This is a genomic window from Nonomuraea turcica (genome assembly GCF_030718205.1).
Taxonomy (GTDB): Bacteria; Actinomycetota; Actinomycetes; order Streptosporangiales; family Streptosporangiaceae; genus Nonomuraea.
Genome location: NZ_JAUZQF010000001.1, coordinates 1 through 25316 on the forward strand (window position 1 = coordinate 1; position 25316 = coordinate 25316).

Sequence of the window (25316 nt, forward strand, 5' to 3'; positions counted from 1 at the left end):
GCGGGGCATGGCCCCCCCGACCCCCCGTCCCTGGGGGCTGTTGCCCTCAGACCCCCGTCTTCTCGGGCTGTTGTCCTCTGGGCTGTTGCCCTCAGACCCCCGTCTTCTCGGGCTGTTGTCCTTTGGGCTGTTGCCCTCAGACCCCCGTCTTCTCGGGCTGTTGTCCCCACGTCTGCTGCGGCTTTGCCCCCAGAAGTCCTTTGTTTGCTGTGGTTGTTCGTCGTTGGGTGCGGTCCCACCCTGACGAAGTCGTCGGCGGATCGCAAGGGTTGTGGGGGCTCTTTTTCTGGGGGTGGGGCGCCCTTGGAGCGTGCTTCAGGGTGGTTGCAAGGTGCTTTCGGGGGGCTTGCTGATGTGTTTTACGTCACAGCCTGGTGTCCAGCAGCTCGCCCAGTAGGTCGGTGAGGCTCACCATTCCGATGACTGATCCTGATTGGTTCGTTACCAGGGCCAGGTGGGATCTTGCCTCTTGTAGGGCTGTTACCGCTTCTGGGACCTGGGTTACGCATGGCAGGTGGGGGAGGGTGTGTGTTAGGTCGCCTGCTTTGTCTCTTGGGTTTAGGAGGGCGTCTCTGGCGTGTAGGGCGCCTTCTACTGAGGTGGGGGTACCTACCAGGAGTCTCAGGTGGCCGCTTTCTGTTGCGGCTGATCTGATCTGGGCTGCTGTTGCTGCTGGCGGGACCATGACCGCCTGGGTTATGGGGACCATGAGGCGTTCTATGCCTTCTGCCTGGAGGCGGAGGGCTCTGGTCAGGAGGTCGTGTTCGTCTCTGTCCAGGAGGCCCATGCGGCCTGACTCGCCTACCAGCATGGCCAGTTGTCGCGGTGTGCGCGTTGTGGCGAGTTCGTTTTTCGGTTGTACGCCGAAGAGGCGGAGGATGGCGTTGGTCAGGGCGTTCAGGGTCGTGAGCAGGGGGCGCATCACGTGGGTGAAGGCGCGGAACGGCAGGGTCAGGAGGAGAGCCGCGCGTTCCGGGTGTGTTAGGGCCCACGATTTGGGGGCCATTTCGCCGATCACCATGTGGAGGAACGTCACCAGCGCCAGGGCGAGGGTGAGGGATATGGGGAGGCGGAGGGACTCCGGGATTCCCACGGCGGCGAAGACCGGCTCCAGCGCGTGTTCCAGTGCCGGTTCCGAGACCAGGCCCAGGCCCAGGGTGCACAGGGTGATGCCCAGCTGGGCGCCGGCCAGCATGAGAGACAGTTGCCTTCCGCCGGATACGGCGGATTTGGCGGCGAATCTCACCACGCGGTTGCTGCCTGTGGCCATCTCCTCCAGGCGGTGGCGTCTGGCGGAGACGAAGGCGAATTCGGCGGCGACGAACAGCGCGTTGAAGGCCAGGAGGGCGAGGCTGATGAGGAGCATCGTCATTGGGTCGCCTCCGCGTGCGCGTGCTTTGCGGGGACCAGGCGGACCCATTCGGGGACGCGGCGGTTCAGGGACATGACCGTCACGTGCGCCACGTGGTTGTGGTCGGTCTCTGTGAACGGGTCGTCGGTGGGGTAGCTCATGGGGACCGTCAGCTCGTCCCCAGGGTCTGGCAGGCGGCCCAGTTGGGCCAGGATCAGGCCGGCGAGGGTGTCGTAGTCGTCGCTCTCCGGGAGGGAGATGCCGGTGGCGCGCTCTACCTCGTCCAGCCTCAGCCAGCCGGGCACCTCCCAGACGCCGGGCCCGCGCTCCACGGCGCCCGCCGGCTCGGGGTCGTTCTCGTCCAGCAGCTCGCCGACCAGCTCCTCGGCCAGGTCCTCGATGGTGATCACACCGGCCAGGCCGCCGTACTCGTCGATGACCAGGGCGATGTCGTCCCTGGCCGTGCGAAGTTTGTCCAGTACGGCCGGAAGGGGGAGGGAATCTGGGACCAGGAGAGCTGGGCGGGTGATGGTTTTGATGTCGCCTTCGTTCATGTGTGATGCGAGGAGCTCGCGGACGCCCGTCACTCCGAGCACGTCGCCGTCGGCGCCGAGCACCGGGTAGCGGGAGTGGCCGCGCCGCCGCATGACCTCGAGCAGGTCGGAGATCGGCTGCGTGTCGCGGAGCACGACGACTCGAGGGCGGGGGACCATGATCTCTTCCGCTGTGCGGTCGCCGAACTCCAGGGCTCGCTCGAGGAGCTCTGACAGAGTCGGAGGGAGCTCGCCGGCTTTGGTCGACTCTTCGATGATGCGTGATAGCTCCTCCGGGGTCGCGCCGTGCTCCACCTCCTCCACGGGCTCGACGCCGACGCGCCTGAGCAGGCCCGTGGCGGCCGAGTCGAACAGGCGCACCAACGGGCCGACCACGGCCAGGTAGGTCAGTGTCGCGCTCGCCAGGGACTTGGCCACCGGCTCCGGGCGGGCGATGCCCAGGTTCTTCGGCGCCAGCTCGCCCAGGACCATCTGCACCACCGTGGCCACGAACACGCCGGCGGCCACGGAGATGCCGGAGATCATGGTGGTGGACAGTCCGGTGTTCTCGAGCCAGGGGCGGACGATCACGGAGATCGCCGGTTCGGCCAGGAAGCCGACCAGCAGGGCCGTTACCGTGATGCCCAGCTGGGCGCCGGAGAGCATGAAGGACAGCCGCGAGGTCACCTGGAGTGCCTTCTCGGCGGACTTGTCGCCCGCGGCGGCCTGCTCACGGAGAATGCCGCGGTCCGCGGCGACGTACGCGAACTCCTGAGCGACGAAAAAACCCGTTGCCGCGGTCAGGAGGAACAGGGCCAAGAGCCCGAAATATGCGCTCACCGCAGTGAGCTTTCAGAAGAACCCGTGCCAGAGCACGGGCAAAGACTCCACGGGTCCGGAGCGGACACGATCATCCCTTCGATAGAGGTCGTCACCAACGTAACGACACAAGTGGCGACTATGTTTCCACGGTCACTGTGCGTGACGCCTTATGGCGGATCCGCTGGTTCTCGGTAGTTTTCCCTAGACAAAGGTTGGGCGAGGCTCTGCACTTGCCGGGGGTTCGACGTACCGTCTATGACAAGCGAAGGGAAGAGGGCGAAGTGACTGAGGACGACCGGACGAGGGCCATGCGCTCGCCAGGCGACGGCCGCCCGCTGCCTCCAAGGCCCGCTGACGGCTTGCGCTCCGGCGGTGCGCCCGCCTACCAGGTGCCGTCCGGCGGGGCGGGAGCGCCCACGCACAAGCTCCCTGTCGCTTCCCAGAATCCTGAGGCGCCGGCTCCGCCCAAGGCCGGCTCGCGGGTCTATGGGAGGGCGCGGTCGGGCAGCAGTCCGGTCAAGCCGCTGCGGTCCAGGCGGGACGGCGCTCCGCCGTCGGAGATGGCCCCCAGAGGGCCCCGCAAGCGGCCGTCGGGTAAGACGGTTCTGAAGATCGTTGCCGGGCTGCTGGTGGTGTTGCTGGTGGCGGCCGTGGGCATGTTCTTCTGGATCGACTCCCGGTTGGCCGGGATCGACGCGGTGCTCGACGACTACGAGGGCCGTCCGGCCGACACCCCGGGCACCAACTGGCTGCTGGTGGGCTCCGACAGCCGCAAGGGTCTGTCGGAGGCCGAGCGTAAGAAGCTCCGCACCGGGCGTGCCGTGGGGCAGCGTACGGACTCGATGATGTTGCTGCACATTCCGGAAGGCAGCGACAAGCCGACGCTGGTCAGCCTGCCCCGCGACTCGGCGGTCACCATCCCGGGCAAGGGGCGCGACAAGCTCAACTCCGCCTACTCGCTAGGTGGGCCGAAGCTGCTGGCCCGCACGGTGGAGACGGTCACGGGGATCCATGTCGACCACTACATGGAGATCGGGTTCGCCGGATTCGTGGACATCGTGGACGCCATCGGCGGCGTCGAGATCAATGTCCGGGCCGACGTGAACGACCCCAAAGCGGGGCTGAAACTGAAGAAGGGCACGCAGGTGCTCAATGGCGCCCAGGCCCTGGGGTACGTCCGCACCCGGAAGGGCGGCGCGCTGCCCGACTTCGAGCGGACCAAGCGGCAGCGGCAGTTCCTCGGCGCGGTCGTGAAGAAGGCGGCCAGCCCGGGAGTGCTGATCAACCCGTTCACCTCGATCCCGCTGGCCATGAGCGCCACGGACGCGGTCCAGGTCGACGGCGGCACCGGGGCGTTCGACATGCTCTCGCTCGGGCTGGCCATGGGTGACAGCCCGGTGACGACGGTGGTGCCGTTCGGCGGGGAAGAGCCTGTGCCGAGCGGGGGCACGGCGGTCAAGTGGGACCGGACGAAGGCCCTGGCGCTCTTCGACGCGCTGAAGAACGACAAGCCGGTCCCGAAGACCGTTGTCGACGCCGGCTGATTCCCGGGCCGGGGCTAGCCCGAGGAGCCGGCCGTGGCGGTTGTGGCGGCGGTGATCGCCGCCATGGCCGCCGCGTTGATGGAGGCGATGGTCTTGGCGACCGCGTCGCCCGCCCAGGCGCCCTCCGCGATCTCCTTGATGCGTGCCTTGCTCGCTCCCGGGAACGCCTTGCGATCCAGCTTGGCCGCGTGCATGATCGCGATCAGGACGGCGGTGCGGGCGTCGGGGTCGGCGCCCGCGAGCACGGCGGAGACTCGTTCACGGACGTTCGCCTCCACTCCCGGCTGCGCCTCCAGCCAGCGGGTGGTCGGAAACAGGCCCAGGACCTTGCCCCGTTCCTCGGTCAGCACGCCTGCCGAGGCCAGCTTGGTGAGCAGGCGCGTGCGTAGCTTGGCCGAGTGCAGGCGCTGCACCCACCACTGCGGTGTGCGGTCCTTGCGTTCGGCGGCGATGCGGGTGAGCGTGGCGTCCAGCTCGTCGTCGCCGACCGGGGCCGGGTCCTTGAGCGTGAGCTTCTTGTTCGACAGCTCCACGCGGTCCGCCACGGCGAGCTCGGCCAAGATGGCGCCGGCCAGCGCCGGGTCGAGCTGCGTGGAGTTGATGAGCGGCTTGCCGTCTTCTTTGTAAGCCAGCAGGAGGAGTTCCTCGGCGATCGTCACCGTCATGGTTCGACACTAATCTCCCAGCCATGACTATGTCGGAGACGTTGCATGCCGTCGGTCGTCCGCTGCTCCAGGCGCAGCTGGAGCATCCCACCGTGGCCGGGATAGCGCGGGGCGACCTGGCCGAGCCGGTGTTCAGGTCGTGGCTGGAGCAGGACTACCTGTTCCTGCTCGACTACGTGCGGGTGTTCTCCCGGCTGGCCTGGCAGGCGCCCGACGCGCATCTGGGCGACCTGGTGGATCTGGCGCACACGACGTACCACGACGAGCTGAGCTTGCATCGGTCGTTGTCGGCGGAGTTCGGGGCCGATCTGGACGGGGCGGTGAAGGGGCCGGCGTGTGCGGCGTATACGGCGTTCCTGCTGGATTCGGCGGCGTCGTACGGGGAGGGGCTGGCGGCGCTCTATCCGTGCATGTGGGGGTATTCGAGCCTCGGGCGGATCCTGGTGGAGAATCCGCCTGCCGAGCCGCGGTACCGGGCGTGGGTGGACACGTACGCGCATCCGGGGTTCGCGGCGTTGACGGTGCGGATCGCGCAGATGATCGATGAGGCCGACCCCGATCCGGCGCGGGCGGAGGCGCTGTTCAGGGAAGGGATGGCACACGAGCTGGCCTTCTGGGACGTTCCGTAGTTTCCACAGGCTGTGGACGGCCGGGTGTGCGCCGTACCCTGGTGGCATGCCGGAACTTCCCGAAGTGGAATCTCTGGCCCACTTCCTGCGCGACCGGGCGGTGGGCCGCACCATCCTGGGTGTCGACGTGGTCGCCATCCAGGCGCTCAAGACGTTCGATCCGCCGGTCACCGCGCTCGGCGGGCTGACCGTGACCGGCGTGGCCAGGCACGGCAAGTTCCTCGACCTCGACTGCGACGGGCTGCATCTGGTCATCCACCTCGCCCGCGCGGGGTGGCTGCGCTGGCGCGAGGATCTGTCCGGGGCGAAGCCGGTCCGTCCTGGGAAGGGGCCGCTCGCGGTGCGGCTGCGGCTGGCACCCGATGACGAGGACTTGGCGCCCGGGTTCGAGCTCACCGAGGCGGGGACGCAGAAGCGCCTTGCCGTCTATGTCACGAAAAATCCGGACGATGTCCCCGGCATCGCCGCCCTCGGCCCCGACCCCCTGGACGAATCCTTCACCGTGGAGGCGCTCAGGCGGATCGTGGGCGGGAGCCGCACCCAGATCAAAGGGCTGCTGCGCGACCAGAAGGTCATCGCGGGCATCGGGAACGCCTACTCCGACGAGGTGCTGCACGCGGCCAAGATGTCCCCGTTCAAGATCGCGGCGACCTTGACGGACGCCCAGATCGCCGATCTGCACGAGGCCATCGTGACCACGCTGAGGGAGGCGGTGGAGCGGGCGCACGGGCTGGCGGCCAAGGACCTCAAGGCGGAGAAGAAGTCCGGGCTTCGGGTGCACAACCGGGCGGGGCAGCCGTGTGACGTGTGCGGTGACACGATCCGCGAGGTGTCGTTCGCCGACTCCGCGCTCCAGTACTGCCCCACCTGCCAGACCGGCGGCAAGCCCCTCGCCGACCGGCGGCTGTCTCGACTCCTTAAGTGACCCCTTTTTCTTTTACGGTCGCCCAGCGTCACCGCACGCGCCGACGTCCCTTGCCGTCTGTCATGGCCGGTCGTGAAGGCTCACGGGTTGCTCGCCGTGACGGAGCGCATGCTTGGCCGGGTTCCGTGGTTCGGGGCTGGGCCGCCGTGTCCGTTGCGCCGGTCTCCGCCGCACCCCGACCCGGCGCCCATGCCGCCTCCACTCGTCCAGGCGGCTCGGCCCGCCCGCACCGGTCCCCGGCCTGACGTTGCGTCGATGGCGGTGTCGCTCGGCCGAGGGTGGGTCAGGCCTTGACCGGGACGCGGTCCCTTGTCCGTGTGCGGGTGCGGAGGCCGATGGTGGCGATGATGGCGGCCAGCAGGGTTGCGGTCACCGGGGCGAGGAGGGCTGTGCGGAGGGCGGTCAGGGATGCTTGGGGGGTGGGGTCGGTGCCGAGAGCCGCGACGTGGATCGCGGTGACGGCCGACAGGCCCAGGGCGGCGCCGAACTGGAACGAGGAGTTGATGAGGCCGCCGGCCAGGCCCTGCTCGTGCTCGGCGATGCCGTCCGTGGCCACGATCGTGAGCGGGCCGTACACGAAGGCGAACATCAGGCCGATGAGCAGCATCGACGGCAGCATGGCCGCGTACGTCCAGTCCAGGCCGACGCCCAGGAACAAGGCGTATGCCAGCAGGCCCGACAGCAGGCCGCCCAGCACGACCTTCGCGTTGCCGTACCGGTTGACCAGCCACGGGGTGAGTGTGGGGGCCAGCACCACGTCGGCGGCGGCCGCCAGCAGGGCCAGGCCCGTCTGGATGGTGGACCAGCCGCGCAACTCCTGCAGGTAGAGCGTGACCAGGAACTGGAAGCCGAAGAACGAGGCCGTGAGCAGGGCGGCCATCAGGTTGGCCCGCACCAGGGAGCCCGACCTGAGGATGCCGAGTCGCACCAGCGGGCCGGCGGAGCGGCGCTCGACGGCGGCGAACGCGGCGAGCAGGGCCAGGCCGCCGGCGAAGGCCGCGACGGTCAGTGGCCAGCCGTCGGCCGGCTGCTCCAGGCGTACGACGCCGTAGACCAGCAGCATCATCGCGCCCGTGATGGTGACGGCGCCCGCCAGATCGAACCCCGTGGCCGGAGGGCGTTCGGCGGCGGGCTCCTTGATCAGAGGGATCGCGATGGCCAGGATCACGGCCGACATCAGCACCGGTGCGAAGAAGACCCAGCGCCAGCCGAAGGCTGTGAGCAGGCCGCCGATCACCAGGCCGAGCGCGAAGCCGCCCGCGGCCGTCCCCGCATAGATGAGCAGCGCCCGGTTGCGCAGCCGGCCCTCGGGGAAGGTCGTGGTGATCAGGGAGAGGCCGGCCGGGGTCATGAAGGCGGCGGCCACACCCGTGACGAAGCGGGCGATCAGCAGGACCCAGCCCTCGTCCGCGAAGCCCCCGAGGCCGGAGAACACCAGGAACACCCCGAGCCAGAGCAGGAACATGCGGCGGCGGCCCAGCAGGTCGGCCGCGCGGCCGCCGAGCAGCATGAAACCGCCGTAGCCGAGCACGTACGCGCTCACGACCCCGCTCAGCATGCCCGTGGACAATCCCAGGTCGGCTCGGATAGACGGGAGGGCGACGTTCAGCATGGCCACGTCGATGCCCTCGAGGAAGATGGCGCCGCACAAGACGGCGAGGACGCCCCAGGAACGGGCAGGCATGACAAACCCCCGGTTACGAATAGGCAGTCGGTTCTCTCTTGTAACCGTCCACATCTTGGGCCAGCATGAAATGTCATGGAAGACGGCACTTTCAGATCACTCAGTTACTGCGACAGCACCGTGGACGACGACTACGACGTGCGGCAGTGGGACACCCGCGAGGACTGCGAGGTCCGCCAGATACTCGACCGCATCGCGGACAAGTGGTCGCTGCTGGTCATCGCGTTGCTCGACTGCCAGAGCCTGCGTTTCTCCCAGCTGCGCCGCGAGATCGACGGCGTCAGCCAGCGCATGCTCAGCGTGACCCTGCGCCACCTCGAGCGTGACGGGCTGGTGTCCCGTAAGGTCCACCCGGTGGTGCCGCCCAGGGTGGACTATGCGCTGACGCCGCTCGGGCGGACCCTGCACCAGACGATCAAATCCCTGGTCACGTGGACTGAGGAGCATCAGGCGGAGATCGCGTCGGCGCGTGCGGAGTACGACGCGAGGCAAGAGATGATGGAGGCATGACCGTTCCTGAGATCGAGGCCAGTGCCCTTCCCGATGACGCCTACCTGCTTGACGTGCGCGAGCAGGAGGAGTGGGTGGCCGGGCACGCCCCTGACGCCGCGCACATCCCCATGACCCAGATCCAGCAGCGGGTGGACGAGGTGCCGGCAGACCGGACGGTCTACGTCGTCTGCCGGGTGGGCGGGCGGTCGCTGCAGGTCGCGGCCTGGCTCAACCAGCTCGGGCGGGACGCGGTCAACGTCGGCGGCGGCATGCAGTCGTGGGAGGCCGCGCGCCGCCCGATGGTGAGCGAGACCGGACAGCAACCTTTCGTGGCCTAACGCGCAGTTCGCCCTTTATGGCATCATGAGGGCGCTAACTTCAGATTGTCGCGGGAGCTCGGGGTGCCGGGCTGAGAGGGCAGCTATCCAGCCGCTGCCGACCGCCTGAACCTGTCCGGGTAATGCCGGCGTAGGGAGTGTGCGATGACGCATGTCGCCGACGAAGTTCCGCTGACCCTCCAGGGAACGCCCCCGAAAACGCTCGGCGTCCTCGATCAAGGCGCGCTCTGGGCGAACCTCGGCGTCAGTCTCCTGGGCTTCTCGGGCGCCCTCTACCTGCTCGACCCCCTCGGCAACGCACCGCTCAGCCTGATCGCCGCGCTCACCGCCACCGTGGTGGGCAGCCTGATCGGCACGTCCATGGTGGGCCTGGCCGCCATCCCCGGCACCCAGACGGGGCAACCCTCGATGGTGCTGCTCCGCGGGCTCTTCGGGGCCAAAGCGTCCTACGTGCCCACGGTGCTGAACATCGTCCAGATGCTCGGCTGGGGCGCGTTCGAGCTCTGGGTGATCGCCAAGGCCGCCAGCGCGATCTTCAGTGGCATCCCGTACCAGGTGTGGGTGATCGCGGCCGGGGTGCTGACCACGGCGCTCACGATCTGGCCGCTCGGGGCGGTCCGCCTGATCCGGCGGTACGTCACCATCGGCGTGATCGTGTCCATGATCTGGTTCACCTGGTACCTCGTGTCCGAGGCGCCGGCGCACACAGGTGGCGGCTGGACCGCCTTCCCCGCGGCCGTGGACTACGTGATCGCGCTCTCGGTGTCCTGGGTGCCGATGGCCGCCGACTTCGCCAGGCACTCCAGGTCCAGCAAGGCCGCGTTCACCGGCGTGGTGGGCGGCTACACGCTGGCCCAGGTCGCCTGCTTGGGGCTGGGCGTGTACGCGGTGGCCATCGCGGGCGCGGACGCGGTGCTCGCGGACGGCACGGCGGTGTTCGGACCGTTCGTGGCTGCGCCGCTGGGCGCGTTGTTCTTCGCGATCCTGGTGCTGCGTGAGACCGACCAGTCGTTCGCCAATGTCTACTCCACCACCGTGTCGCTGCAGAACCTGATGCCCCGCGTGGACCGCAGGGTGTTCTCCACCGGCATCGGCGTGCTCACCATCGCGATCGCGCTGGTCGTGGACGTCACCTCGTACGGCGCCTTCCTCGGCGTGATCGGCGCGGTGTTCGTGCCGATGTTCGCGGTGCTCGCCGTCGACTACTTCGTGCTGGGTGGCGCCGACCGCTGGAACACCGACGAGAACGCGCCCTCGCGCTGGACGATGCTGGTGCCGTGGGCGCTCGGTTTCGTCGCCTACTGGCTGACGACCTCGACTCCCACCGTGCCTGCATGGGACGGCTTCTGGGCGTCGGCCCGTGAGCTGATCGGCTTCACCCGGCAGCCCTGGATGAACGGCGCGCTCGGCGGGGCCTTGGTGGCCGCGCTGGTGACGCTGGTCATCGGCCTGCTGCTGCGGCGCGCTGCTCGACGTTGAGCAGGTGCTGCTTGGCGGCCGGGCCGCCCGCGTAGTCGCCGAGGGCGCCGTCCTCGCGCACCACCCGGTGACACGGCACGATCACGCAGACGGGGTTGGAGGCCAGCGCGTTGCCGATCGCCCGCAACGCGCGCGGCCGGCCGATGCTCGCGCCGATCTCCTCCAGCGTCGTGGTCGTGCCGTACGGCACCGCCATGGTCTTCTGCAGCACCGTGCGCGCGAAGGAGGTGGCCAGCGCCAGGTCCACGGGCGTGGCGAAGGCACGCAGGCGGCCGGAGAAGTAGGCGTCCAGCTCCCTGCGCACCGGGTCGAGCCGGCGCGGGTCCGGGCCGATGAACCTGCCCACATGCTTGGTGACCAGCTCGAAGACGGCGTTTTCCGGCTCGAAGGAACACGCGGCGATGCCTTTGCCGGTTACCGCCAGCACCATCCGGCCCAGCGCGCCGTCGTAGGTGCCGAAGGCGATGTCCGGCGGCGTCTCGCCCCGATAGGTGGTGGAGGTCACACGTAGCAGGGCATCCAGATCGCCGCTCGTCATGCCTCCACCCTTCCCCGCGACTGAGAAATCGCCGTGACCGCAGCGTATCGGACGGATCGCCCGACGCACCCACCTCGCCACGGGCACTATGGAGGTGTGGGGGACCAATGGGCCGGTAGTGACGATGAGATCGCTCGCGCGGTGCTCGCCAGCTCGCCCAACGCCGTCGTGGCGCTCGACAGGGACCAGAGCGTGCTGGTCTGGAACGAGGCCGCCGAGCGGCTCTTCGGGTGGACGGCCGAGGAGATGCTCGGGCGCAGGGCGCCGATCGTGCCCGCGGAGCTGACCGCCGAGCTCAACGCCGTGCTCGAACGCGTGCGCACCGGGGGCCAGGTGTCGCTCCGCACCAAACGCCTGCACAGCGACGGCAGCGTGCTCGACCTGCGGGTCGACATCAGCGCGTTGCGGCTGGGCAGCGCCGTGGCCGGCTACGTGTGCGTGCACCACCTGGCCAGGACCGACGAGGTCGCCAAGAACCGGATGGCACGCCGGGCCAGGCTCGTGCGCAAGCTGACCGACGTGGTCGGCGACATCAACTCCGAGCTGGAGCTGCCGGCCGTGCTGGACCGGATCTCGGCCAGCCTCACCGAGCTGACCGGGGCGGACGCGGGCGGGTTCGTGCTGATCGAGGAGGAGCGGCTGCGGCTGGTCAGCACGTACCAGCTGCCGGAGTCGATCAGGGGGACCACCTCCGACCTGCGGACGAGCCTGGTGGACCGGCTCTTAAGAACCGGCAAGACCGTCCTGCTGCAGTCGAACGAGCTCGACGACCTGGTGTGGGCGAAGCTGAACGGGCTGCACACGATCGCGCTGGGCCTGGCAGCCGTCGGCGGGCGGCCGTACGGCGCGCTCTACGCGCTGTTCGCCCGGCGCACGCCGGGGCATCTCGAACTGGAGCTGCTGGAGCTCCTGGCCGGGCACGCCGGCATCGCCGTCGGCAACGCGGTCGCCTACCAGGAGGCGGTCCGGCAGCGGGCGCACGAGCAGGCCGTGTTCGACGCCAGCGCCGACGGGATCGCCGTGCTGGATCAGGCCGGGCGCGTGGTGCGGTGGAACCCGGCCGCCGCCGAGATCACCGCGTTCCCCGCCGACGCCGTCATCGGCGGGCCGCCGCCGTTTCCGCTGCCCGAGGCGGGGGAGAAGCTCACGTTCCAGATGGAGAGCGGGCGGTGGCTGGACGTGGTGAGCGCACGGGTCGAGGAGACCGGCGAGATCGTCGTCGACTTCCGCGACGTGACCACGGCCAAGGAACTCGAGGAGGCCAAAGACCTGTTCCTGGCCACGACCAGCCACGAGCTGCGCACGCCGATCACGATCGTGCGGGGGTTCGCGAGCACGCTGGACTCGCGCTGGGACAAGATGAGCGACCCCGAGCGCCGCTCGGCCGTGCACACGATCGCCGAGCGGGCCAGGTCCCTGGGGCAGCTCATGGACCACCTGCTGCTCGGCGCCCGGGCGGGCGCGGACGAGCTGAAGGTGCGGATCGAGACGTTCGACCTGGCCGAGCGCATCCACGCCGCCACCCTGGGCCTGCCGGCGTTGTCGGACAAGCACCGGGTGGAGGTCGTGCTCCCCGACAAGCTGCCGGACGTGCTCGGCGACGCCCTGGCCACGGACATCGTCCTGGGGCAGCTGCTGGAGAACGCGTTCAAGTACTCGCCGAAGGGCGGGCTGATCAGCGTCGAGGCCTGGCTGGAGGACCAGAGCGTCGTCGTGGTGGTCGACGACGAGGGCGTCGGCATCGCCCCGCCGGACCGCGAGCGGATCTTCGAGAGGTTCGTCCAGGTGGACAGTGGCGACCGGAGAAGGTTTGGTGGAGTGGGGCTGGGTCTCTACATCGTCCGCAGCCTCGCCCGAGCACAGGGAGGCGACGTGAGCGCTCATCCGCGACCCGGAGGTGGCACCAGGATGCGGCTCGTCCTGCGGTGCCCGTCCCCTATCGGATCCGACACACCGATGCGGTAACGAGGTGGTCACGGTTCCGCTGACCTATCGTCCAATGTGTACAAGCTGTGATCGAGATGCGGTTTCTGGGATCGAGTAACGGGGCATTTCGGTCGTACCGGGGAGTGTTCCCGCGGGGGGCACAGGGAACGGGGAGGTGGGTGTGTCAAGCGTGGTGCTACTGCCGTACGCGCCGTCCAGCGTTGCCGTCGCCCGCCAGCGTCTGAGCACTGACCTGCAGGAAAGCGGGGTCTTTTCCACAGCGATCGACGATGCCGTGCTCGTGGTGAGCGAGTTGCTGAGCAACGCGCTGCGGCACGCGCATCCGCTGCCGTCGGGCATGGTGAGGGTGGCCTGGCTGCGTAGCGACGATCACATCGAGGTTGCGGTCAGCGACGGGGGCGCGGCGACCGAGCCGCGGGCCGGCCGCCCGACCCTGTCCTCGCTGGGGGGCAGGGGGCTCGGCATCGTGGAATACGTGGCTGAGAGCTGGGGAGTGCGTCACGACGGGGACACCACGACGGTGTGGGCCATCCTGCCCGCCCCCAAAGGATCGATGAACGGGCAGGTCGCAGCACTCAAAGAGGCCGGCTAGTCAGCACGGCCCGCTCTCCGGTCGCCCATGCCGTGGACACCAGCAAGTAGAGCCCGGCCGCCAGCGGGAGCACGAGTGCGGCCAGCACGGAGCCGTACGGCAGCAGCCGCATGATCCTCCGCATCACCTCAGGCTGCTCCTCGGAAACCTTGATCTGCCGCGCGGACAGCCACGCCACCGCTGTGACCAGTGCAATGACCAGAACGAAGACCAAAACCGGAGCACTGACCAGACCGTAATTGGTGACCAGTCCGGCCACTTGGTGCCCCAGGGGCGCCCCGAACAGGTCGTGACCGGCCAGGGCGGTCGGATGCGTGGCCACCCGGTACATCAGCCACATGAACGGCAGCTGCGCCAGCATCGGCAGGAAACCGGCGAACGGCGAGCTGCCTTCCTTGGCGTAGAGCGCACGTGTCTCCTTGGCCAGTCGCTCCGGATTCCGCCCGAAGCGTTTCTGCAGTTCGCGAAGCTTGGGCGCGAGCCGCTCGCGGATCTTCACCGTACGGGCCTGGCGGACGTTGAGCGGCAGCAGCAGGAGCCGCACGGTCACCGTGAACAACACGATCGCGAGCGCGGCATTGCCCCCGGACATGCCGATGATGAACGTGACAAGAGAATCGATCATGAGCCCTTCCATCAACAGGAGGTGAGAGAGGGCTCACATGCCGATGAGCCCCGCTGACGAGTGGTAGCGGGGCATGCCTAAGGCGCTCGTGGACGCGGACGTCCGGCCGCGTCGGGGTCGCGCTGGCGCTGGAACGCCGTACGGCGCGCGTAACTCAGCGGAAAGCTCGGCGGCTCCCCGCTGAAGACGGGCAGCAACGTGGCCGCCCACGTGGCCAGCAGCAGGATCGCCACCATGGTGATCCCGACCAGCCACGGATCAAGCAGGAAAAGTGTCAATGTGACCGGGAGGACTTGCCGACCACGGTGACCGCGATGAAGGCGACCAGGCCGACCACACCGATGATCAGGGCGATCTTGAACAGGAATGCCAGCATCGGCAGCAGGAAGTTGAACACCACGAAGAGACCCAGCAGGGTCCCTAGGACGAGCATGACGACTTTACCCATGGAGCCACCGTACGTCCTCCGGTCATGATCCGCGAGCCTTACGAAGCGATGACGTCATGCCACTTCCGCAGGGCGTGGCCGTACCGTGAAGGGGTGAACACGCGCATCCTGGTGGTCGATGACGATCCGACCGTCTCCGAGGTCGTCGCCCGCTATCTGGAGCGCGACGGGCACGAGGTCGAGTGTGTGGGCGACGGCGCGGAGGCGCTGCGCAGGGCGCTGGCGCACCCGCCGGACCTCATGGTCCTCGATCTCATGCTGCCCAAGATCGACGGGCTGCAGGTGTGCAGGAAGCTCAGGGAGCGCTGGCCGGTCCCGGTGATCATGCTGACCGCGCTCGGCGAGGAGATCGACCGGGTGGTCGGCCTGGAGACGGGGGCCGACGACTACGTGACCAAACCGTTCAGCCCACGTGAGCTGGCGCTGCGCGTGCAGTCCGTGTTGCGGCGGGCCAGGGGCGCCTCCGTGACCGGGGGGACCGGGGTGCTACGTGACGAGGACCTCGTGGTGGACGTGGGAGCCCACGAGGTGCGGCTGCGCGGGGACGAGGTCATGCTGACCGCCCGGGAGTTCGACCTGCTGGCATACCTCATGCGCAACCCACGCCAGGCGTTCAGCCGCTCGGCGCTGCTCAACCAGGTGTGGGGGTGGTCGTTCGGCGACTCGTCCACGGTGACCGTGCATGTACGGCGGCTGCGGGAGAAGATCGAGCCCGATCCGACCGCCCCGCGCAGGATCGTCACCGTGTGGGGGGTCGGCTACCGGTACGAGCCCTTGGAGGACGGCTCATGATGCCTTCTCTGTGGATGGTCGTCGCCGTGTCGGCCGGGTTGGGGCTGCTGGTCGCGCTCGCGGGGATCTTGCTGATGGGGCGGCTGCGCACCAGGTCCATCGGGGTGATGATGGCCGTGGTCGTGGTGGTCGCCGTGGCCGCGACGCTGGCCGGCATCGTGGCGATCATCATGCAGATGCTCCTCGAGGGAGCGGTCAGGGACTTCGTGCTCGTCGTGGTGGCCGTCGGGGGCCTGGTGGGACTCGGGGTCGCGTTCGTGCTGGCCAAGCGGGTGGTGCGGGAGAGCAAGCGGCTCGTGGACGCCGTACGGGAGCTGCCCTTCGTGGCGCCGCAGGGGCTGCCCGCCGAGTTGCAGACGATCGCGAACACGCTGGAGGAGGCGTACGCGCGGGAGCGGGCCCTGGAAGGGGCGCGGCGCGAGCTCGTCGCCTGGGTGAGCCACGACCTGCGGACGCCGCTGGCCGGGATGCGGGCCATGGCCGAGGCGCTGGAGGACGGGGTGGTGTCGGACACCGAGACGGTCGCCCGCTATCACGGCCAGATCAAGCTGGAGGTGGAGCGGCTGTCCGCCATGGTGGACGACCTGTTCGAGTTGTCCCGCATCCACGCCGGGGCGCTGCGGCTGTCCAGGGCCCGCATCGGGCTGACGGACCTCGTCGCCGACACTCTGGCGGGAGCCGAGCCGCTCGCCAGGGCCAAGGGCGTGGTGCTCACCGCCGAGGCGGCGGAGCCCGTGCCGGTGGAGGCCGACGCCGGGGCGCTCGGGCGGGCCCTTGGCAACCTCGTGGTCAACGCCATTCGGCACACGCCGTCGGACCGGACCGTGGTGTTGCGGGCCGGGGTGGAGGAGGGGATGGCGTGCCTGTCCGTGACGGACTGTTGCGGGGGGATTCCCGACGAGGATCTGCCTCGGGTGTTCGAGGTGGCCTTCCGTGGGGAGGCGGCGCGGACTCCCACCGCGGACGGCGGCGCGGGGCTCGGGCTGGCCATTGCGCAGGGCATCGTGGAAGCGCACGACGGGCTGATCGGGGTGGTCAACGAGGGGCCTGGGTGCCGGTTCGAGATCCGGCTTCCCCTGGTCAGCGGCTGACGCCCTTGGTCGGTTCGTGCGGCCCGGCGCCGTTCGCGGCAGCCGTATCGGGTATGTCCGGCTGGGTGCCGAACGACTCCGACATTGCCCGAAATGTCGGGCAGGGCCAGCGCCACATGCAGCTCCTGCACCGCAGGATCGGGTGTGCGGCGTCGCTGGTAATGCCGCCCGCGTCCCTCGGCTGGTGGAGATCGAGCAGCCTGAGCCCCAATTCGGAAAATTTGAGCAAATCGCTGCGGGCGCCGGCGAGGAACTCGAGGTCCTCGGTCGCCAGCCGGGTGCGGATGGGGACGTAGCCCTCGTGGTTCACCAGGCCACGGAGCCGTCCTGCTTCGTCATGCCATGAGGTGGCCTTCTCTGTGCGGATGAGGATGGACTCCAGGCGTTCTCGGAGCCCCTGACGCTGGAGATCTTCAGGGTTTTCTGCCTTCATCGATACGGGATCCGCCCCTCCTACTCGACGCCGCGGCGGCTGATTCGGTGTCACACTGTCAAGCTTTGCGTACTCTCTGTTTCCGTGGAGCCCAAACGGCGGACAAAAACCTGTCGTTGCCCTCTCGGCGTGACAACGTGACCGAAAGGCTTCGCGCCGCTAGCCTGCCCCTGTGGAGCTCAAGGTCTCGACTCGATCACATGCCGGGTGCGCGGTCGTCGCGGTCACCGGGGAAATCGACCTCTATACGGCGCCTCACCTGCAGTCCGAGTTCACTCGGCTGCTGCAGGAGGGGCCAAGCCGGGTGGTCATCGACATGTCCGCCGTGGATTTCTGCGACTCCACGGGGATGAACGTGCTGCTTTCGGCGCTCAAACGGATGAAAGAACAGGGTGGGACGCTCGAAGTGGCCGCGCCACGTCCCGCCGTACGCAAGATCCTGCAGGTCACCGGGCTCGACTCGGTGTTCATCGTGCATGACGAGGTGCCAGAGGAGTTCCTCATCGCCGAGGGATCGTGACGCGAGCCGTACGCGGACGCGGGGCGGTGCTGCCGGTGTGTGCTGCCCGGCCGCACCCCCGTGTCCAGCGCGTCGATGCGCTGTGCCGGGTAGGCGTGAGGTGGAGCGTCCTACGGCTTGGGCGGTGACGGCGACGTCCCGTTCGGGTGATGTTCTCTGTCTGGGGCGACTACCTTGGAGGACGATGTTGTCCTGTTCATGGAAGGTGACGGCCAGTGACCGGTGACACCGCGGTCATCATCCCGGCCGCCAACGAGGCCGACCGCATCGCGGCCACCGTCAAGGCCGCCGCGGCACTGCCCGGCGTGGACCTTGTCGTGGTCGTCGACGACGGCTCGCGGGACCAGACCGGCAGGGTGGCGCGCGCGGCGGGAGCCCGGGTGGTGCGGCACAGCCGCAACAGGGGCAAGGCCGCGGCGATGGAGACCGGAGCGGAGGCCGTACGCCTCCTGGACGAGGACGCCACCCCCCGCCACCTGCTCTTCCTCGACGCCGACCTGGGCCGGACGGCCGCCGCCGCGGCGCCGCTCGTCGAGCCCGTGCGCGCTGGCGAGGCCGACATGACCATCGCCGTGTTCACGACGAGGGTGAAGCTCGGCGGCCACGGCTTAGTCGTACGCCTGTCCAGGGAGGGCATCCGCCGGGCCACCGGCTTGGAGCTCGCCCAGCCGCTCAACGGTCAGCGTTGCCTGACGAGAGCGGCCTTCGAAGCGGCCCGGCCGCTGGCGCACGGGTTCGGCGTAGAGACCGCGCTGACGATCGACCTGGTGCGCAAGGGCTATCGGGTGACGGAGGTCGAGGTGGACATGGCACATCGGGCGACGGGGACGGACTGGCGGGCGCAGCTCCACCGCGCGATCCAACTCCGTGACGTGGCCCGCGCCCTGGCGATTCGCGACCCCCTGGTCACCCAAAACCTCCACAAACTTCACCCCAATCGCTGACCACCTGCGCCTCCCGCCCGGACCGTTGTCGTGCTCCGCCGGTTATCCACAGGCAACGGCCACCCGGCCGAAGGCGGTCGGCGTGTGTGCTGGAATTTGCGGGTGACTTCGCAGACGCGGCACGACAAGGCACGAGGCCGGCTGGCAGGGGCGGCCACGGGGGCGATCGGTGTCTCGATCCTGCTGACGATCATCATCGGCCTGCTCGGCCCGTCCCCCATGGTGCCCGCACTGGGTGGTCCGGCCTGGCACCCGCCCTATTCTCTCGACGTCCACCCCGCGCCTCACCTGACCGTCGCCCTCGCCGCTGTCGCGCTCATCCTGGGCGGGCTCGGCCTCCTGGCCGCCCTTTTCGCCGTGCGCACGACACCCGCGGCCAATGCCGACGTTCCGGTTCCGGTCGGCTCCGGCTCAGCCGGGACTCAAGCCGCACCCGGCCAAGAGACCCAGCCGATGGCACGGCGGCCCGGCCGACGCCGCTGGGGCTTGCCGAGCGCGCGCCTGCTGGTGCTCATGGGCTGCCTCGCCGCCGGGATCCTCGCGTTCCTGCCTCCCTCGGGCTCTGCCGACCATCTCAACTACGCAGCGTACGGCCGCATGGTGACGCTGGGCCTCAGCCCCTATACGCATGGTGCCGCCGACCTGGCGGGCGACCCCGTCGCCGACGCGGTCGAGGAGCCGTGGCGTGAGGAGGCCAGCGTCTACGGCCCGATGGCGACGGCTCTGCAGGCGGCCGCGAGCTGGGTCGGCGGGGACTCGCTCCGGTTGACGATCTTCGTTCTGGCGCTCTTCAACGCCGCCGCCTTCATCGCGACCGGCCTCCTCATCGACCGTTTCACCAAGGACGACCCGGACCGGCGGCTGCGGGCGGCCCTGCTGTGGACGGCCAACCCGCTCTTGCTCTATCACCTGGTCGCGGGCATGCATGTGGACACGCTGGCGGTCGCCTGCATGGTCGCGGCGCTCCTGGCCAGGAGTCGCCCCGTGGGCTCGGGCGCCCTGCTCGGGCTGGGCGTGGCCATCAAGATCAATGCTGGCCTCGTGGCCCTCGGGCCCGCCTGGGAGCTGCGCAGGCGCCCCGCCCGGCTGGCCCTCATGGCGGGCTGCGCCCTGGCGTTGGTGGTCGCCGGCTACGCGATCGTCGGGGCGGAGGCGATCACGCCGGTGACCCGCACCAGCAAGTCGATCTCGCATGCCTCTTACTGGAAGCTCGTCCAGGGCTGGCTCCAGTCCATCGTGGGCACGGGGAGCGCCTACCGGGGCGAGATCCAGGTCGGCTCGTTGCTGGTGCTCGCGCTCGTCGCCTGGTGCCTGCTCCGCTGGGCCTCCCGCACGCACTGGGCCGGCGGGGAGGCGCCGGTGGTGGCGGCGGGACTGGTGGTGGCATACCTGTTCGCCACGCCGTACATCCTGCCTTGGTACGACGGGCTGGCGTTCGGCATGTTGGCGCTCGTGGCGGCCTCTGCCGTGGACGGGTTCATGGTCGCTCACCTGCTGGCGTTGTCCCTCGCCTACTTGCCTGCCCGGGTCGAGGCGCAGCCCGCCGACCTCGAGTGGCTCAGGACGGTGGTCCGGCCTCAGATCGCGTGGGTGCTGCTTGCCCTGACCGTGGCGCTGGCGGTGTGGGCGTGGCAAGCTGCAGGGCGCGCACACAGGCGGCCAGCGTCAGCGGGACGGCGACCGTCAGCGCCATAGCCGGGATGGCGATGCCCGAGTCGTTCATCAGGAAGCCGACGAGGGCGCACGTCAAGGCGCCGAACAGGCCTGCTCTGAGCGTCGGGGCCAGCCCGTACGCCTGGCCAAGCGCCGGCGCCCCCCAGCGCGAGGGCCGGGTGAGGACCAGGAACAGGAACGCCAGCGCCACCACCGACAGGAGGGTCAGTGACCAGTTGCCGACCGTTACGCCGATCATGGCGCTGAACTTGCGGCCGACGACGGTCCACGCCTGACCGTCGATGACCTGCTGCACGAACGTGCCCAGGTGGGTCCGCTGGGTCTCGGGCCGCAGCCAGTCGACCACGGACAAGGCGCCGACCAGCGCCGCCCCCGCCAGGCCGACCAGCAGAAGGCGCAGCACCGACACCCGTCTGCCCGAGAGCAGGATGAGGAAGACGGCCAGCCCGACCACGAACGCCGGCACCCCGCCGAAGTCCGCACCCCACGACGGCCAGCCATCCGCGAACACCGCGAAGCCTCCATACAGCGAGCACACGCCCACCACGACAAACCTGGACAGCCCTCTGCTCAGCAACCATTGCGCCACCCCGGCCAGCCCGAGGATGGTGCCCGTGGCGTAGACGGCGAAGGCGATGTTACTGAAGCCGTAGAACCGCCCTCCGGTCACGGGCTCGTAGCCGGTCACGGCGTTCACCTGGAGTCTCGAGCCGGTCATGACGTCGATGAGGAGGGCGAGGGAGGTGATCGCGGCTACGGCGGTGAGCGGGCCGAGGACGTGCGCCCGCCAGGGGCCGGCGAAGGCGACGGCGGTGATCAGGCCGGCGATGGCCAAGATCGTCACAATGACGGAAAGCATCGGCACCGGCAGCGCCCACCAGGGCACCAACTGTGCCAGGAACGTGGAGACGGCGATGGCTCCGCTGACGACCGCCACGACTTGAACGGCACGCAGGAGCTTGGAGGTGCTCGCGAGCTGGTCGGTCGCGGCGGAGGAGGTGGAAGCGCTGAGGTGCGGTGGCTGGGCGGGGGTGCGGCGGCGGCGGAGTGCCAGGGCGGCCCAGGCGTAGAAGAGGAGCTGGACCGTCACCAGGACGGTGAAGAACGGGCCGCGAACCTCGCGGAGGACCTGGCTGGCCAGATCGCCGTCCGCCAGCTCCGCCACCGTGCCCGCCGCGGTTGCGGGCCCGGGACCGCCCGGTTGCCAGGGGCGGCCCACCACCTCGCGCGGGGCGGTCAGGCCCAGGAGCTGGATGGTGGTGGCGGTGAGGTCGGTGATGGTGACCAGGGCGTCCTGGCGGGTGGAGGTGGCGGTGAGGTGGCCGTGCGGGTACGGCTCCCCGCTCGGGGACGGGCCGGCGGCGATCGCCACGTGCAGGTGCGCGTTCGGGGTCACGTCCGAGATTCCGGCCACCAGGATCGTCGTGCCGGACGGCACCTTGCCGACCAGGGCGCCGATTTGCTGGTCCGCCCGGGCCACGGCGGCCTGGCGAGCCGGGGCCGACAAGGGGACCGGGACGCCGTACTCGTCGAGGGGCTGGCCCGCCCAGGCGTCCGCGAGGTCGGCTGCCTCGAAAACGATCAGGTTGTACAGGGCAGGATCGCCCAGGGCATCGAGATTAGGGGCGTATTTGGCGATATTTCCAGACCTGTCGGCCCCGGCAATCGCGGCGCCCGGCCCGACGGCCGCAACCTTGCCACCCCCGTCCGTCACCAGCTGCCCCAAGGTCCCGAGCCGCGCGTTGAAGCCGGTTTCCGACTGATGCGCCGTCAACGTCGACCAGTTGGGGACGGCCGCACCCGCGCCCGCCGGCTGGGGCGCGGCAGGGGCCGGGCAGCCCTTGCCCGCCGTGCCGGCCCGCTGACCGGCGGAGACCGTCATCCAGCCGGCGATGGGGCAGGTGATGCCGCGGTCCGGCGGGGGCACGGCCCGGGTCGAAAGCGAGGCCGAGGCGCCCTGGCTCACCAGACGCCACAGGTTGGGCGTCCGGGCCTGGTCGAGATCGCTCCATTCGAGCCCAGGCACGCCGATGAGGGCCACGCGCCCCTCGGCCGCGGTCGCCGATGCCGCTCCGGCCGCGCTCGTCAGGGCAAGTGGTCCCGTGATCAGCATGCCCAGCAGGAGCACCACGACGAACCGGCGAAGGCGGGACCCGCGGCCTACCAGCGAGCGCCGCTCGTGGCGTGCCGGGGTTGGCATGGCGTCGTTCGGCATGGACGGAATCGTTCCTCAAGACTGAGCGGGAGCAAACCTGATCTCAGAGCTTATGCTCACCGACGCGCGAAACGCGGTCGCCGGGTAACGTGCGACCTCGTGATAGATGGCGAGGTGCGGGTGATCCGGCGGCAGTGGTGGGCGTGGGCGGTCGCGGCGCTCGTCGTCGTGGCGGCCGTGGCGCCGTTGGTGCACGCGTGGCTCACCAACCCGGACGATCAACGGCTGGTCGACCTGGACGTCTACCGCACCGGTGGGCAGATGCTGCTCGAGGGGCGACGGGTCTACGACTACTTCACGCCCGCGCCGCAACTGCTGCCGTTCACCTACCCGCCCGTCGCCGCGATGCTGGCGGTGGTGCTGGCGAAGATGTCCTGGGAGACGGCCCAATGGGTGTGGACGGCCGGGATCTTCGTGGCACTGGCCGTGACGGTGTGGTTCGCATTCAGGGAGGCGCTGAGCGGACCAGCGGTGCGGAAGTACGTGCCGTGGGCGTTCGCGCTGCTGATGGTCGCCGGCACATACCTGATGCCGATCAGGGACCAGGTGCGGTTCGGGCAGGTGGACATCATGCTCGTCGCGCTGTGCCTGGCCGACTGCGTGGCCAGGCGGCCGTGGTGGCCTCGGGGGTTCCTGATCGGGCTGGCCACGGCGGTGAAGCTGACGCCCGGCGTCTTCCTGATCTATCTGTTGATCACCAGGCAGTGGCGCACGTTCTTCATGGCGTCGTTCGCGGCGGCCGTGCTCACGTTGGTGCCGTTCGCGGTAATCCCGCAGGACGCGGCCGACTTCTGGTTCTCGGCGCTGCTCGATCCCGAACGCCTCGGCTCGAACGCGGCCACCACCAACCAGTCGATCCGCGGCATGCTGATCCGCCTCTACTTGCCGGACGCGCTGACGTCCGTTCTCTGGCTCGCGATCGTGGCCGGGGTCGGCTGGTACGGCTTCCGTGGCGCCCGCGACGCGTACCGGGCGGGTGACCAGCTCACCGCGGTCGCGCTCGTCGGACTGATGGCCGTGCTGCTCTCGCCCGTCGCGTGGATCCACCACCTGGCCTGGGTGGTCGTGGTGCTCGGTGCGATCGTCGGCGACGGGCGGGATCCGGTCAGGCTGCGGGTGGCGGCGGGGGTGTGGCTCTACTACGTGGTGCCGATCCCGTGGTGGGGAGTTTCGCTGAAGGCCGCGGACATACCGGGGGTCAGCGTGGTGCTGGGGAAGATCGTTCAGAACGGGTTCGGGCTGGGGGCGTTGGCTCTGGTGTGGATGTTGGTGTCCTGGTTGCCGAAACACCGGAGATCCCCTGACTGAACCATTACCCTCTGTGCCGTGCTCGTTACCACCTGGATCATCGTGGGCGTCGTCGCCGGGGTCAGTGGCGTCATGATCGGTTATCTGGCGCTCCGGCAGGCCAGAGCCGTCGTGGAGGACTGCCAGCGGATGCTGGCCAGACAGACCAGCGAGGGCAGGGGCGATCTCAAGGCCATCAGGGACGTGGCCGTCTGCCGGTACGACGCGCTCTCCGAGATGACGGGGCGGCTGTCCTTCTCGATCGCGATGATCAACGGGCTGGGTGACGGCATCGTCCTGACCTCGATCAACGGCCGGAGCGAGACCCGTACGTACGTGCGGCCGGTGGTGGGCGGGAAGGGGCAGCAGCCGCTGTCGCCGGAGGAGGAAGAGGCGGTGCGCGCGGCCAGGCTGGGGCTCGGCCCGCTGGTCCCGTCCCGGGCATCAGGCCCGCTCTGACGGCCGGAACGGACCGTCGGCCATGGTGACGGCCGGGACGGACCGTCGGCCATGGTGACGGCCGGGACGGGCGGTCGGCCTTGGGTGAGGGCGTGGGACGGTGCAGGCCGTAAGCGATAGGGCGCGCGTGCCTGCCGACCTGCGGATACTCTAGATGCATGCCCAGACTCGCCTATCTCGGGCCGGAAGGGACCTTCACCGAAGAGGCCCTGCGGCTCCTCGACCCCACCGCCGAGCGGCTGCCCTGCGCCACGGTCAGTGCCGCGCTCAACGCCGCTCGCACCGGTGAGGCCGACGGGGCCGTGGTCCCGCTGGAAAACTCGATCGAGGGCGCGATCACCACGACGCTCGACGAGTTCGCCTGGGGCGAGCCGTTGCTGATCACGGCCGAGCTGCTGCTGCCCGTGCAGTTCTCGCTGCTGGCCCGGCCCGACACCGAGATCCCGCACATCAAGCGCGTCTACACGCATCCTGCGGCCATCACCCAGTGCCGCGCCTTCCTCGCCCGCGAGCTGCCCGACGCGGTCGTGGTGTCCGCGCCTTCGACGGCGGCCGCGGCGCAGGAGGTGTCGCTGCCGGGCGCCCCATACGACGCCGCCATCGCCGCCCGCATCGCCGGCGAGCACTATGGGCTGGTCGAGCTGGCCACCGACATCGGCGACAGGTCGGACACCGTGACCAGGTTCGTCAAAGTCGGCCGCCCCGGGCCGCTGCCCGAGCCGACCGGCTCCGACCGCACCACGCTGGTCGTTTTCCTGGCTGACGACCACCCGGGCGCGCTGTTGGAGATGCTGACCGAGTTCTCCGTGCGTGGGGTCAACCTGACGCGCATCGAGTCGCGGCCCACCGGCGACGGCATCGGGCGTTACTTCTTCCACTTCGACTTCGAGGGGCACGTGGCCGACGCCCGGGTCGGCGAGGCCATCTCGGGGCTGCACCGCATCTGCGGCGAGGTGCGTTTCCTGGGCAGTTACCCGCGGGCCGACGGCATCGCGCCGCAGATCAAGCGGGGCACGGCTGACGCCGAGTTCGCCGAGGCAGGCGATTGGCTTGCCCGCGTCCGCGCCGGCCAAGTCTGAGCGCTCCAGCATCCGCGAGTCGGACCGTCCGCGAGTCCGAGTGTCTCAGCGTCCGCGAGTCCGGCGTCCGCGAGTCCGGCGTCCGCGAGTCCGAGCGTCTCAGCGTGCGCGAGTCTGAGCGTCCCAGCGACCCGTCGCCCCTGAGTGTCCGAGCGTCCGCAAGCCTGAACGTCTGAGCGTCGCGAGTCTGAGCGTCTCAGAGTCCGCGAG

General features: G+C 69.5%; 25 protein-coding genes and 1 riboswitch. Of the genes, 16 read left to right on the forward strand and 9 right to left on the reverse strand.

All coding sequences use genetic code 11. From position 1 onward, the window contains the following. Window positions 1-364 precede the first annotated feature (364 nt). A complete protein-coding gene (locus tag Q9G87_RS00005) occupies window positions 365-1372 on the reverse strand; it encodes a hemolysin family protein (RefSeq protein WP_305914040.1) in 1008 nt (335 codons plus the stop codon). Beyond that, window positions 1369-2724: a hemolysin family protein gene (locus tag Q9G87_RS00010; protein WP_305914041.1), complete on the reverse strand. Its 1356-nt coding sequence runs from the start codon at window positions 2722-2724 to the stop codon at window positions 1369-1371. Before Q9G87_RS00010 ends, Q9G87_RS00005 begins: the two co-directional genes overlap by 4 nt. A 263-nt stretch (window positions 2725-2987) precedes the next feature. Between Q9G87_RS00010 and Q9G87_RS00015 the strand changes: the two genes are divergently transcribed. Further along, window positions 2988-4250 (forward strand): LCP family protein, encoded by a 1263-nt coding sequence (locus Q9G87_RS00015; RefSeq protein ID WP_305914042.1) that lies wholly within the window; start codon window positions 2988-2990, stop codon window positions 4248-4250. A gap of 14 nt (window positions 4251-4264) precedes the next feature. On the opposite strand, the gene Q9G87_RS00020 is transcribed toward Q9G87_RS00015, so the two are convergent. Beyond that, complete coding sequence (locus Q9G87_RS00020) at window positions 4265-4915, reverse strand: GOLPH3/VPS74 family protein (RefSeq protein ID WP_305914043.1); 651 nt, start codon at window positions 4913-4915, stop codon at window positions 4265-4267. 23 nt (window positions 4916-4938) lie between these two features. Here Q9G87_RS00020 and Q9G87_RS00025 point away from each other — a divergent pair, with 23 nt between their 5' ends. Both Q9G87_RS00025 and Q9G87_RS00030 read left to right on the forward strand, forming a co-directional pair. Continuing rightward, on the forward strand, window positions 4939-5544 hold the full coding sequence (locus Q9G87_RS00025) for a TenA family protein (protein ID WP_305914044.1): 606 nt from the start codon (window positions 4939-4941) through the stop codon (window positions 5542-5544). Window positions 5545-5590: 46 nt separating this feature from the next. Then, window positions 5591-6469 carry an Fpg/Nei family DNA glycosylase gene (locus Q9G87_RS00030; protein WP_305914045.1) on the forward strand — a complete coding sequence of 293 codons (879 nt, stop codon included), beginning with the start codon at window positions 5591-5593 and terminating at the stop codon, window positions 6467-6469. 283 nt (window positions 6470-6752) lie between these two features. Here Q9G87_RS00030 and Q9G87_RS00035 read toward each other — a convergent pair whose 3' ends face one another. Next, on the reverse strand, window positions 6753-8153 hold the full coding sequence (locus tag Q9G87_RS00035; RefSeq protein WP_305914046.1) for an MFS transporter: 1401 nt from the start codon (window positions 8151-8153) through the stop codon (window positions 6753-6755). 75 nt (window positions 8154-8228) lie between these two features. On the opposite strand from Q9G87_RS00035, the gene Q9G87_RS00040 reads away from it, so the two are divergent. The 3 genes from Q9G87_RS00040 (at window position 8229) to Q9G87_RS00050 (ending at window position 10462) form a co-directional block, all read left to right on the forward strand. After that, entirely contained in the window at window positions 8229-8663 is a 435-nt protein-coding gene (locus tag Q9G87_RS00040) for a winged helix-turn-helix transcriptional regulator (RefSeq protein WP_305914047.1), read from the forward strand. After that, window positions 8660-8983, forward strand: coding sequence for a rhodanese-like domain-containing protein (locus Q9G87_RS00045; RefSeq protein ID WP_305914048.1), 324 nt, complete (start codon window positions 8660-8662; stop codon window positions 8981-8983). The genes Q9G87_RS00040 and Q9G87_RS00045 overlap by 4 nt, the downstream gene beginning before the upstream one ends. A gap of 40 nt (window positions 8984-9023) precedes the next feature. Further along, a riboswitch (TPP riboswitch) is annotated at window positions 9024-9137 on the forward strand. After that, window positions 9128-10462: a purine-cytosine permease family protein gene (locus Q9G87_RS00050; protein ID WP_305914049.1), complete on the forward strand. Its 1335-nt coding sequence runs from the start codon at window positions 9128-9130 to the stop codon at window positions 10460-10462. Its footprint overlaps the riboswitch before it by 10 nt. On the opposite strand, the gene Q9G87_RS00055 is transcribed toward Q9G87_RS00050, so the two are convergent. Continuing rightward, window positions 10425-11000, reverse strand: a complete 576-nt coding sequence (locus Q9G87_RS00055; RefSeq protein WP_305914050.1) for a methylated-DNA--[protein]-cysteine S-methyltransferase — start codon at window positions 10998-11000, stop codon at window positions 10425-10427. The genes Q9G87_RS00050 and Q9G87_RS00055 overlap by 38 nt on opposite strands. A 96-nt stretch (window positions 11001-11096) precedes the next feature. Here Q9G87_RS00055 and Q9G87_RS00060 point away from each other — a divergent pair, with 96 nt between their 5' ends. Both Q9G87_RS00060 and Q9G87_RS00065 read left to right on the forward strand, forming a co-directional pair. Then, window positions 11097-12965 (forward strand): sensor histidine kinase, encoded by a 1869-nt coding sequence (locus Q9G87_RS00060; protein WP_305914051.1) that lies wholly within the window; start codon window positions 11097-11099, stop codon window positions 12963-12965. Window positions 12966-13107: 142 nt separating this feature from the next. Next, window positions 13108-13539, forward strand: a complete 432-nt coding sequence (locus Q9G87_RS00065; RefSeq protein ID WP_305914052.1) for an ATP-binding protein — start codon at window positions 13108-13110, stop codon at window positions 13537-13539. Here Q9G87_RS00065 and Q9G87_RS00070 read toward each other — a convergent pair. From Q9G87_RS00070 to Q9G87_RS00080, 3 genes are all read right to left on the reverse strand, one after another. After that, the gene (locus Q9G87_RS00070; protein WP_305914053.1) at window positions 13523-14164 is read right to left on the reverse strand and encodes a YidC/Oxa1 family membrane protein insertase; all 642 of its coding nucleotides are present in this window, start codon (window positions 14162-14164) and stop codon (window positions 13523-13525) included. The two genes, Q9G87_RS00065 and Q9G87_RS00070, sit on opposite strands and share 17 nt — an antisense overlap. A gap of 77 nt (window positions 14165-14241) precedes the next feature. Continuing rightward, on the reverse strand, window positions 14242-14442 hold the full coding sequence (locus Q9G87_RS00075; RefSeq protein ID WP_305914054.1) for a DUF6412 domain-containing protein: 201 nt from the start codon (window positions 14440-14442) through the stop codon (window positions 14242-14244). Further along, complete coding sequence (locus Q9G87_RS00080; protein WP_305914055.1) at window positions 14439-14612, reverse strand: hypothetical protein; 174 nt, start codon at window positions 14610-14612, stop codon at window positions 14439-14441. Before Q9G87_RS00080 ends, Q9G87_RS00075 begins: the two co-directional genes overlap by 4 nt. 93 nt (window positions 14613-14705) lie before the next feature. Between Q9G87_RS00080 and Q9G87_RS00085 the strand changes: the two genes are divergently transcribed. Together Q9G87_RS00085 and Q9G87_RS00090 are read left to right on the forward strand one after the other, a co-directional pair. Beyond that, window positions 14706-15404, forward strand: a complete 699-nt coding sequence (locus Q9G87_RS00085) for a response regulator transcription factor (RefSeq protein ID WP_305914056.1) — start codon at window positions 14706-14708, stop codon at window positions 15402-15404. Beyond that, a complete protein-coding gene (locus Q9G87_RS00090) occupies window positions 15401-16495 on the forward strand; it encodes a sensor histidine kinase (protein WP_305914057.1) in 1095 nt (364 codons plus the stop codon). The genes Q9G87_RS00085 and Q9G87_RS00090 overlap by 4 nt, the downstream gene beginning before the upstream one ends. Here the strand turns inward: Q9G87_RS00090 and Q9G87_RS00095 are convergent. Further along, a complete protein-coding gene (locus Q9G87_RS00095; RefSeq protein WP_305914058.1) occupies window positions 16485-16928 on the reverse strand; it encodes a hypothetical protein in 444 nt (147 codons plus the stop codon). The genes Q9G87_RS00090 and Q9G87_RS00095 overlap by 11 nt on opposite strands. A 172-nt stretch (window positions 16929-17100) precedes the next feature. Between Q9G87_RS00095 and Q9G87_RS00100 the strand changes: the two genes are divergently transcribed. The 6 genes from Q9G87_RS00100 to pheA all read left to right on the forward strand — a co-directional run bounded on the left by Q9G87_RS00100 (window position 17101) and on the right by pheA (window position 25106). Further along, window positions 17101-17448, forward strand: a complete 348-nt coding sequence (locus Q9G87_RS00100; protein WP_305914059.1) for an STAS domain-containing protein — start codon at window positions 17101-17103, stop codon at window positions 17446-17448. 215 nt (window positions 17449-17663) lie between these two features. Continuing rightward, the gene (locus tag Q9G87_RS00105; RefSeq protein ID WP_305914060.1) at window positions 17664-18392 is read left to right on the forward strand and encodes a glycosyltransferase family 2 protein; all 729 of its coding nucleotides are present in this window, start codon (window positions 17664-17666) and stop codon (window positions 18390-18392) included. A 102-nt stretch (window positions 18393-18494) separates the two neighbouring features. Then, entirely contained in the window at window positions 18495-20087 is a 1593-nt protein-coding gene (gene mptB / locus Q9G87_RS60490; protein ID WP_371825706.1) for a polyprenol phosphomannose-dependent alpha 1,6 mannosyltransferase MptB, read from the forward strand. A 2293-nt stretch (window positions 20088-22380) separates the two neighbouring features. Then, window positions 22381-23589 carry a glycosyltransferase 87 family protein gene (locus Q9G87_RS00120; RefSeq protein WP_305914062.1) on the forward strand — a complete coding sequence of 403 codons (1209 nt, stop codon included), beginning with the start codon at window positions 22381-22383 and terminating at the stop codon, window positions 23587-23589. Between the two features lie 18 nt (window positions 23590-23607). Continuing rightward, window positions 23608-24027: a DUF4446 family protein gene (locus Q9G87_RS00125; protein WP_305914063.1), complete on the forward strand. Its 420-nt coding sequence runs from the start codon at window positions 23608-23610 to the stop codon at window positions 24025-24027. Between the two features lie 158 nt (window positions 24028-24185). After that, complete coding sequence (gene pheA / locus Q9G87_RS00130) at window positions 24186-25106, forward strand: prephenate dehydratase (protein WP_305914064.1); 921 nt, start codon at window positions 24186-24188, stop codon at window positions 25104-25106. The last annotated feature ends 210 nt before the right edge of the window (window positions 25107-25316 follow it).

What these genes read in the sequence shown, in the direction of transcription:
- Q9G87_RS00070 (WP_305914053.1), bottom strand. Translation starts at nt 14,164, where the DNA reads ATGATCGATTCTCTTGTCACGTTCATCATCGGCATGTCCGGGGGCAAT.
- Q9G87_RS00045 (WP_305914048.1), top strand. Translation starts at nt 8,660, where the DNA reads ATGACCGTTCCTGAGATCGAGGCCAGTGCCCTTCCCGATGACGCCTAC.
- Q9G87_RS00025 (WP_305914044.1), top strand. Translation starts at nt 4,939, where the DNA reads ATGACTATGTCGGAGACGTTGCATGCCGTCGGTCGTCCGCTGCTCCAG.
- pheA (WP_305914064.1), top strand. Translation starts at nt 24,186, where the DNA reads ATGCCCAGACTCGCCTATCTCGGGCCGGAAGGGACCTTCACCGAAGAG.
- Q9G87_RS00030 (WP_305914045.1), top strand. Translation starts at nt 5,591, where the DNA reads ATGCCGGAACTTCCCGAAGTGGAATCTCTGGCCCACTTCCTGCGCGAC.
- Q9G87_RS00080 (WP_305914055.1), bottom strand. Translation starts at nt 14,612, where the DNA reads ATGGGTAAAGTCGTCATGCTCGTCCTAGGGACCCTGCTGGGTCTCTTC.
- Q9G87_RS00090 (WP_305914057.1), top strand. Translation starts at nt 15,401, where the DNA reads ATGATGCCTTCTCTGTGGATGGTCGTCGCCGTGTCGGCCGGGTTGGGG.
- Q9G87_RS00055 (WP_305914050.1), bottom strand. Translation starts at nt 11,000, where the DNA reads ATGACGAGCGGCGATCTGGATGCCCTGCTACGTGTGACCTCCACCACC.
- Q9G87_RS00050 (WP_305914049.1), top strand. Translation starts at nt 9,128, where the DNA reads ATGACGCATGTCGCCGACGAAGTTCCGCTGACCCTCCAGGGAACGCCC.
- Q9G87_RS00005 (WP_305914040.1), bottom strand. Translation starts at nt 1,372, where the DNA reads ATGACGATGCTCCTCATCAGCCTCGCCCTCCTGGCCTTCAACGCGCTG.
- Q9G87_RS00020 (WP_305914043.1), bottom strand. Translation starts at nt 4,915, where the DNA reads ATGACGGTGACGATCGCCGAGGAACTCCTCCTGCTGGCTTACAAAGAA.
- Q9G87_RS00035 (WP_305914046.1), bottom strand. Translation starts at nt 8,153, where the DNA reads ATGCCTGCCCGTTCCTGGGGCGTCCTCGCCGTCTTGTGCGGCGCCATC.
- Q9G87_RS00095 (WP_305914058.1), bottom strand. Translation starts at nt 16,928, where the DNA reads ATGAAGGCAGAAAACCCTGAAGATCTCCAGCGTCAGGGGCTCCGAGAA.
- Q9G87_RS00040 (WP_305914047.1), top strand. Translation starts at nt 8,229, where the DNA reads ATGGAAGACGGCACTTTCAGATCACTCAGTTACTGCGACAGCACCGTG.